Source organism: Variovorax sp. 20P10.2.4, assembly GCF_058244205.1.
This window is the reverse complement of record NZ_JBZAYE010000360.1, coordinates 1-7,532: the sequence shown is the minus strand read 5'-3', so window position 1 is coordinate 7,532 and position 7,532 is coordinate 1. Positions and strand designations below refer to the sequence as shown.

Genomic DNA, 7,532 nt, shown 5'->3' with positions numbered 1-7,532 from the left:
CTGGTGCGCGGCGAATGGCTCGCGCCGGGCTCGCACCTCGACCTGATCGGCAGCTTCACGCCCGCCATGCGCGAGGCCGATGCGCAGTGCTTCGCGCACGCGCGCACCTTCATCGACACGCCCGAGGCGCTGACGAAGGCCGGCGACCTGCTCGACGCAATCGCGGCCGGCACGCTGCGCGCCGAGGCGGTGCAGGGCACGCTGGCCGCGCTGTGCCGCGGCGAATGCGGCGGCCGCACGCGACCCGACAGCGATGAGCGCACTGTGTTCAAGGCCGTCGGCAGCGCGCTCGAGGACCTGACCGCCGCCACGCTGGTGTGGCAGTCGTCGTCGGCCGCGGCCTCGCTGTAGACCTATGACTGCATGGCACGCCTAGTGCTTATGGCCAGTCGGCGCCTCGCGATGGCGCGCGCATACGTCAAGCGACGGATGGCGCGCCGCGCGAACGGCCGTTAATCTGGCATTGCACACAGGGAGACCCACGCATGCTCACCATCGTTCAGAAAGCCGCCATCCTCGGCAAGGCCGGCATCGACGTGCCCGCGCGCCCCGAGGACGACCTGTCGACGCACGTCGTCACGGGCTCGCCGGTGAAGGCCGAGGGGGTTTCGCAGAAGGCCCACGACTGGGGCCGCGCCATCGAGACGCTGTACGTGAGCTATGTCGCGGCGCGCGCCGCCAAGAGCCTGCGCGACGCCGAGGAGGCGCGGCAGAACGCCATGCTGCGCCGCATGGCCTCGGGCACGCCGCCGCGCACCTCCTTCGCCTGAGAAAACGCCGGGCCCTCGGCCCAGTCGTCCCCTGTTTCTTACTTGCCCTGCGCCGCGGTCAGCGCCGGGTTCTGCATCGTCGAGATCACCTTGCTGTTCACGCGCGAACCGCTCACCACGTTCTGGTCGGGCGCCGATGCGGCTGCCACGGCTTCGTTGTAGACCTTCGCGGGATCGGCCATCGGCTTCACCGTTTCCGGGCCGCGCGAGCCACGGGTCACGTTCTGGTCGGCCGCGTGGGCGGTGGCCACGGCCTGCTGGTACACCGCATCGGCGTCGGCCATCGGCTTCACCGTTTCGGGGCCGCGCGAGCCGCGGGTCACGTTCTGGTCGGGCGCGTGGGCCGTGGCAATGGCTTCGGCTTCGACGGCTTCGCGGCTGCGGCCGCCCGTGGTCTGGGCCTGGACGGAGGCCACGGCCATCACGGCGAAAGCGGCCGCGAGGGCGAGTTGGTAAGAGGTCTTCATGTCGGTTGGATGTCAGAGGAGTTGTTTGGACAGGGTTTTCTTCTAGGGGAAACCCTGAATCACGGTAGTCCTCCTGTAAGGCGGATTGATGACGTCCCCGGACGCACGCAGGTTGCCGGGGAGCGCGCCTGCCGAGTCGAGCGGGTTCTGCTAGTCAGGGCATCGGCGCGGCGACGGGAGCGGAGAATCGGCCGCGCCCCGCATCGGAGGCCTCTTCCCCCTTTCCTGGTCCATGAAGCCATCCACCCGCCGCACGCAAGACACCACCCTTGCCAGCAACCCGTGGGCACGCCTGTGCCTCGCCGCCTGCCTACTCGTTCTTGCGGGCCAGGGCCGCGCCCAACTCTCGGTGCTGTCGCCTGCCTGGGCGCCGTCGACCACCGACCGCAACCTGGGCAGCCTGGCGCGCACGAAAAACATCGGGGACCTGCCCGCACCGTCGTCACCGATCGCGCTCACGCTGGGCAAGACGACCCGGCAGGAAGCCGAACTCGCCTGGATCGCGCAAGGCAGCAGGATCGTCCGATCGGGAACCATGGGCGTCGGCGGCAGCGGTCTGGCCGACTATCACGTGCGCCGCAGCGTGCCCGGGATCGTGCTGGTCGACGTGGCGGGCGTCGACTTCGAGGGCTTCACCGTGGCGCGTTACGCGTTCATCGAAGACCTGCTCTACGCCGTCGAGACCCCGCTGCATGCCAGGACGCCTCGCAGCGAGACCCCGTTCAAGGCACTCGATGCAACGCAGTTGCAGGAACTGGCCAGGACGCTGGAGACACGCCATGGTCCACCCACGCGAAGGACCTTCAGCCGACGCGCCGGCAATGAACCCGATGTGCTGACCTGGGACACGGAGCAAGGCACGCTGGAGCTGGTGACCAACGACTTTCTCGCGCACCTGGGTCAGTGGGATCCCGCACTGGAAAGGAAGGCGAAGGCCTTGCGGCGGGCGGCTTGCGATCAGGCCCCGGCCTGCTGACGGTACAGGCTCGGGAGGATGGCAACGGGCGTCTCGCGGACGCCCGTTGCCGCTTCAGCAGAGAAGGCCCTTGCAGTCGTACGAGGTGGTGAAGATCATGTAGTAGCGATTGTTTTCCTGGTACTGCTGGAAAGGCCTGCTGCCCAGCGCACCCTCGCGGTTCAGGATCTTCACGAAATCGCTTGCCTGCTCGATGCTGCCCGGTTCCGCCGTCGATGTGTATTCCGTGGCGTAGTACTTGAACGTCGATTTCTGGGCGTCGTCTCGTACGAACAGGACTTTGGGTGTGCCGTCGATGCCGAGGGCGGCACTGAACTTGCCGCCGTTCGCGCCCTTCTCATTCCCCTGCGCGATGAAACCGGCATAGGTGGGCGTCGTGGGAAGGATCTCGAAGGAGCACCGCGCGGTGGTCGGTTTCTCGCGGCCGAGCAACATCGTGATCGACACCTGGTTGCCGTTGCGGGTGATCGTGGCACTGGTGGCGCAGTATCCCTGCTGCCCGAACTTGTTCAGGGACTCGAGGAAGCTTGCCGCTTCCGCGCTCGTCTGCGGCAGCGCGCCCGCATCGACGTATTCGTACCGGATGTCCTTGCTGGTGTCCTTGCTGAAGATGGTCATGAACGATCCCGCATCCACCGCCAAGGAACTGGCGATGACCCGATAGCCGTCCGCCCCCTGTGACTGAAGAGTGGCCAGGCTGGTTGCATCCTGCGCCGACACCCCACGATGCAGATACGCGGGGGCATTCTCCTGGCCTCGATAGATGGCGCGGCCTTCGGGGGATGGCGTTGCCCTGATCGGTATCGTGAGATCGGAAAGGCGGCCGGCCATCTCGGGACTTTGGAGTTCGGCCAAGAGTGCCTTGAAGTCCAGGGCGTTCGCACTCCCGAGCTTGAAGGAATAGGGCGTCGTCACCATCGGACGCTCCGGCGGATTCGTTTCGGGATCGGTCGGACCCGGCCCCGGATCCGAAGGCGCCGGTGCCGGCGCGGGTCCGGCGGCGCTCGGCGGAGGCGCCGCGGGGAGCATCGGGAAGCCACCGCCCCCACCCCCTCCTCCACCACCACACGCCGTGAGCATCACCAACGCGCCGAGCATGATCGGCGACAGCCTGCGAACTTCCTTCATGAGACTCTCCTCGCTCCATTTGAATTTGTAGTCCAAATCTTACAAGGGAGACGATCGAAGCTCGGGAGATGCGCTTACCAGGCTGCGGTGATTTCTCGATGACCGTTGCACCCGCTCCACGCCTCATTCCACGGAAGGATGGTCAGGCGCGCGGTGCTGTAGTAGGCGGTGTCGCGTCACGGCCGCCCTTTCCGTAGGTCGCCCGGCTCCCATACGCCGCCTTCGCCCGATCCACCTCCCTCTGCGGCAGCAACTGCAATTTCTTGCAGTTCGCGCACTGGTACAGCCGCATCCAGGGAAAGAACCGCATCCAGCCCGAACGCTGGACGCGGCCGAGGTAGTGGATGCTGCAGTTGCAAGCGGAGAAGATGGAACTCATGAAAGCCTCGAGAGGTGCGCAATCCGTGATCGCGGCGAGGGCTCGAATCGCACGGATCGCCGCATGGTTTCGATGCTAGGAATCGAGCCCTCGCGACGCACGCGCGATCGCATCGCAACTGTGTGGCGGTTCACAGCTCGCCCCAAACAGGCGGGCGGAAAACAACGGCCATGCACGGTGCGTGCATCGCCTCACTTCGCACCCGGTCCGCGCTCGCCCGCGGTCCGCAGCAGATCGAGTTCGTCGGGCGCGATGAAAGGCGTGTCGCCCTCGCGTTCGTCGGCCGCCGAGTGCGGCTCGAGCGACTCGAAACTGCCATGGTCGGTCGATGCGAAATCGGCCACCACGTGGATGCCGTGCTCGTCCTTCCACAGCAGGCCGCGGTTCTCCATCTCACGCATGGTCTTGTTGACGACCTCGCGCGACAGCCCCGCATACGACGCGATCACGGCCTGCGAGATGCGCTTGTCGAAGCCGCCGGTGTCGGCCGGCGCGAGCTGGGTCAGTTCGTAGAGGACGCGCGCGACCAACGTCTCGGAGGTGAGCGAGGAGATGCGGCGCAATTGGCTGCGGATGATGGTCATGCGCTTGACGGTGAGCTCGAGCAGCTCGAGCGCGACCGACGGATGCCGGGCGCAGATGTCGTGCAGGGCCGCGGCGGGAATGAGGTAGACCGAACTCGGCAGCGCGGCCACGAGGTTGGCCATCGACTGGTAGCGCGCCTCGTCGAGCGTGGGACTCAGGAACAGGTCGCGCGGGCGCACGAAGTCGGTGGTGACCGCCGCGCTGCCGCCGCTGCCGCCGACCACCACGCGCAGCAGTCCCGAGGCGACGAAGTAGACCTTGTCGGTCCACTCGTCCATCCGCAGCACGGTCTCGTTGCGCCGGAAGGACCGCAATTCGCTGCGCGCGACCAGCGCCACGCGCTCCGCCGCCGGGACGTTTCGAAAAAGGGAATGCAGATACATGGTCGGAAACAGGCTCCATCCGATTCGCTTCCCCGGGGCGGGACATGCAGGGTGGCCCGAGCGGGAGGCAGGGGGAATGGCGCGGCCGAAATGGCGGCCGTGTGCGCGGGCGACGGAAGGGGCGCACCGCGCCACGGACGGATGGCGGCGCTAGGCGAAGGAGTCCGGCACGCCACGAGCTCGCGCGCGGTCGGCGTCATCCGAGTCATCGGAGCCCTCCGCGTCCTCCGTGCTTCTCGCGCCATCGGGCAGCGCGCCATCGGCCTGCGCCCGCGCACCCGTCGCGCACGCCGCGCACACCGAACGCACGGCGCGCAGCGCGGGCGAATCGCGCAGCTCCTGCTCGCGGATCGCGGCCTCGAGCGCCAGGTACTGGTCGCGCGCCAGCAGCTTCTCGCGCGCACGCTCGCCCTGCAGCAGGACGCCGTGGCGCATGACCTCCTGCAGCGTGTGCTGCAAAACGTCGATCTGCGCGCCCAGCCGCGCGAGCTGCAGATGGAAGTCGGGCGAGGGAGGATTCACGCGCGCCCCCCGGGGCCGCGCGCAAGCGTGCCTTCGTGCAGCGGCGCGCCGGCGGGAATGCCGCAGCCCTGGAGCCACTCGGCGCCGGCGTCGAGCGCCATGCGGATGTCCTCCTCGCGCTCGATACCGTCGACCACGATCGAAGGCGCGAAGCTGCCGCACAGCGCGAGCATCTCCTCGAGCAGCTCGCGGCCGAAACGGTCCTCGCGCGCGCGCCGGATGAAGACCGGGTCGAGCTTGATGATGTCGGGCCGGCAGACCTTGGCCGCGGCGAGGTTGCCGGAGTCGCCGCCGAAATGCTTGATGGCGACGCGGCAGCCGCAGAGCTGCAGCTGCAGGCAGAAGTCGCGCACCGATTCGAGATCGGGCAGCGTGGGCTCGCCGGCGATCTCGACCACCAGTCGCGCCGCCAGCTCGGGCTCGCGCCGCAGCAGCACCATCAGCGAGGCCCACCAGTGGTCGCGCCGCGCGCTCTGCGCCGAGATGCTCAGGCCCAGGCGCACGGTGCCGCCCAGGCGCAGCTGCCGCACCACGCGGCCGGCCGCGAGGTGGTCGAAGGTACGCACCAGGCCCAGCCGCTGCAGGCAGGGCATGAAGAGTTCGGAACGCAGCGCGGCGGCGGCATGCGGCTCGCCCTCGATGTGGAAGCGCGCCTCGTGATAGAGCGGTGCCGCGAAGGCGGCGGCCTGCGCCGGCGCTCCCACCACGGGATGCCATTCGATCGCGAGGCGCCGCGCATGCAGCGCGTCGCTGACCTGCAGCGCGACTTCCATGTCCTCGCGGTAGAGCCGCTGCCAGCCCTCGGTCTGCGCGAGCTGGAAGTCGGGCGCCGGCTGCGCGGCCCACAGCCGCAGCTCGACCTCGGCCTGGCTCATGCGCCCGGGGCTGGGCGCGTCGCTCCAGCCCACGTGCAGTTGCACCAGCGCGCGCGTGTCGCGCAGCTGCACCGGCATGCCGCCGAGGCCCGTGAGCAGGCTCTCGAGCCGGGCCGAGGCGCCCTGCCGCGCCTGCGCGTCCTCGACCGGAAACGCCGGGTTGCTCCACAGCAGGAAGCAGTCGTGCCGCAACATGGCGAGGTCGGCGTCGGCCATGCTCACGAAGCTCGTCAGCAGGCGGTACTTGATCTCGATGCTGGCGTGCAGCGCGAATTCGGCGCCGTAGACCTCCATGAGCTGCGGCAGGTTCGCGATGAAGACGAAGGCGCAGGCCCGCACCGGCGCGCCGGTGCCGGACGGCAGGGGCGCCGACGGAACGGGGAACTGCGCCACGGGCCCTTCGCGCGGCCCGCCACGCGGCGCATGGCGCGGCGCGGCCAGGTTCGGGCGCCGGATCCCGTCGAAGCCCGCCCGCAGGCGAGCGACCATGGGCGCGACGATGGACCGCACGACATGACCGGGCCTTGGCGTCGGCAAGGCAAGCGCCACGGGGCTGGTGACGCGATCACGTACGGCCATCTGGTTTCCTCCGCTAGGTAAGTTCGCCGAACCGCAACACGCTGGGGTGGTTCCACTGCCGACGCGAGGTCGGCCGTTGCACGTTCGAAAACGGGCCGTTATGCGGATTGCGCATGAGATGCTTAAACCGAAATGAATACTACGGATCCCGGTAGCAACCCGCATTAACTTTCTGGTGACAAATGTGTCCTAGCTCACAGGCGCCGCGGAGCCGGGGCTCAAAAAAACCGCCGGCCGGCCGAAAACACCGGGTCGGCGCGCGGACCCGGCCCGGCCGGGCCCGCCGGCTGGCGCGATCCGCCGTTCGATTGGCGCAATCGGATTGGCAAGCCCGCGGTGCGCCGCGCACACTCCCGCCCATCGCGGCCGCTCGAAGCCGCACGGAGTCCGCCCCATGCCCGCCCTCAAACGCCGCCATTTCCTGCTCGGCACGGCCGCCACCCTCGGTGCGCTGGTCGTCGGCTGGTCCGCCTCGCCCACGCGCCAGCGGCTGACCACCGCCGAGCCGCTGCCTGCCATGGCCAGCGGCCAGGTGGCTCTGAACGGCTGGGTCAAGGTGTCGCCCGACGACACGGTCACGCTGATGATGGCCGCGGCCGAGATGGGCCAGGGCATCCACACCGGGCTGACGATGCTGCTGGCCGAGGAGATGGATGCCGACCTTGCCCAGCTGCGGCTCGAGCAGGCCGGCTACGACCCGATCTACAACAACCAGGCGGCGCTGCTCGACAACCTGCCGATGTTCAAGCCCGACGACGACGGCGCGCTCAAGCGCGGCACCCGCCACGTGGTCAGCAAGCTGCTGCGCGAGGTGCCCGGGCTCTGGGGCAGCGGCGGATCGTCGGGCATCGTCGACCAGTGGTTGCCA

9 protein-coding genes and 1 pseudogene are annotated in these 7,532 nt (G+C 68.7%); 4 read left to right on the top strand and 6 right to left on the bottom strand.

All coding sequences use genetic code 11. The annotated features are described in order from the left end of the window. Both AC27VN_RS26780 and AC27VN_RS26775 read left to right on the top strand, forming a co-directional pair. Nucleotides 1-351 (top strand): annotated as a pseudogene (locus AC27VN_RS26780) (bifunctional Delta(1)-pyrroline-2-carboxylate/Delta(1)-piperideine-2-carboxylate reductase); the annotation flags it as partial. 134 nt (nt 352-485) lie between these two features. After that, nucleotides 486-770 (top strand): hypothetical protein, encoded by a 285-nt coding sequence (locus tag AC27VN_RS26775; RefSeq protein ID WP_296799062.1) that lies wholly within the window; start codon nt 486-488, stop codon nt 768-770. Nucleotides 771-808: 38 nt separating this feature from the next. Here the strand turns inward: AC27VN_RS26775 and AC27VN_RS26770 are convergent, their stop codons facing one another. After that, complete coding sequence (locus AC27VN_RS26770; RefSeq protein ID WP_490878493.1) at nt 809-1,237, bottom strand: hypothetical protein; 429 nt, start codon at nt 1,235-1,237, stop codon at nt 809-811. Nucleotides 1,238-1,469: 232 nt separating this feature from the next. On the opposite strand from AC27VN_RS26770, the gene AC27VN_RS26765 reads away from it, so the two are divergent. Continuing rightward, the gene (locus AC27VN_RS26765) at nt 1,470-2,213 is read left to right on the top strand and encodes a hypothetical protein (RefSeq protein WP_490878492.1); all 744 of its coding nucleotides are present in this window, start codon (nt 1,470-1,472) and stop codon (nt 2,211-2,213) included. A 54-nt stretch (nt 2,214-2,267) separates the two neighbouring features. On the opposite strand, the gene AC27VN_RS26760 is transcribed toward AC27VN_RS26765, so the two are convergent. The 5 genes from AC27VN_RS26760 to AC27VN_RS26740 all read right to left on the bottom strand — a co-directional run bounded on the left by AC27VN_RS26760 (nt 2,268) and on the right by AC27VN_RS26740 (nt 6,574). Continuing rightward, a complete protein-coding gene (locus tag AC27VN_RS26760) occupies nt 2,268-3,341 on the bottom strand; it encodes a hypothetical protein (RefSeq protein WP_398494106.1) in 1,074 nt (357 codons plus the stop codon). A 142-nt stretch (nt 3,342-3,483) separates the two neighbouring features. Beyond that, on the bottom strand, nt 3,484-3,720 hold the full coding sequence (locus AC27VN_RS26755) for a hypothetical protein (protein ID WP_490878491.1): 237 nt from the start codon (nt 3,718-3,720) through the stop codon (nt 3,484-3,486). A gap of 191 nt (nt 3,721-3,911) precedes the next feature. Next, entirely contained in the window at nt 3,912-4,643 is a 732-nt protein-coding gene (locus AC27VN_RS26750) for a Crp/Fnr family transcriptional regulator (protein WP_490878490.1), read from the bottom strand. Between the two features lie 195 nt (nt 4,644-4,838). Next, on the bottom strand, nt 4,839-5,210 hold the full coding sequence (locus tag AC27VN_RS26745; RefSeq protein WP_296799051.1) for a hypothetical protein: 372 nt from the start codon (nt 5,208-5,210) through the stop codon (nt 4,839-4,841). Next, a complete protein-coding gene (locus tag AC27VN_RS26740) occupies nt 5,207-6,574 on the bottom strand; it encodes an EAL domain-containing protein (RefSeq protein WP_490878489.1) in 1,368 nt (455 codons plus the stop codon). The genes AC27VN_RS26745 and AC27VN_RS26740 overlap by 4 nt, the downstream gene beginning before the upstream one ends. Before the next feature lie 484 nt (nt 6,575-7,058). On the opposite strand from AC27VN_RS26740, the gene AC27VN_RS26735 reads away from it, so the two are divergent. Beyond that, nucleotides 7,059-7,532: molybdopterin cofactor-binding domain-containing protein (locus tag AC27VN_RS26735; protein WP_490878488.1), on the top strand; the 474-nt coding region annotated here is incomplete at its 3' end.